This is a genomic window from Akkermansia sp. GGCC_0220 (assembly GCF_017566105.1).
Taxonomy (GTDB): Bacteria; Verrucomicrobiota; Verrucomicrobiia; order Verrucomicrobiales; family Akkermansiaceae; genus Akkermansia; species Akkermansia massiliensis.
Map to the genome: position 1 here is coordinate 1 of NZ_JABFCI010000086.1, position 229 is coordinate 229.

Genomic DNA, 229 nt, shown 5'->3' on the forward strand with positions numbered 1-229 from the left:
TGCCAGTATTATCTCCTTGGGTTTCTATCTTATAGTTGTCTACTGAACCAGCATAATTTACTTTTACAGAAACAGAAGCTAAGATTTTACCATCATTATTTTTGATATTCAAAGTTCCATTTCCAGTCTTAAATGCCTCATCTGCTGTATCTGCTGTATCAACTTTAATCTTAATTTTTCCGTCTTCATCAGTCTTATCAGATGGAGTATTAAGTACTGCATTTGCTAT

The 229-nt window shown here is 32.8% G+C and carries 1 protein-coding gene; it reads right to left on the minus strand.

The window, feature by feature from the left end:
• Positions 1 to 229, minus strand: a 229-nt coding sequence (locus HJW02_RS13090; RefSeq protein WP_208050693.1) for a hypothetical protein, incomplete at both ends; no start/stop codon positions are given.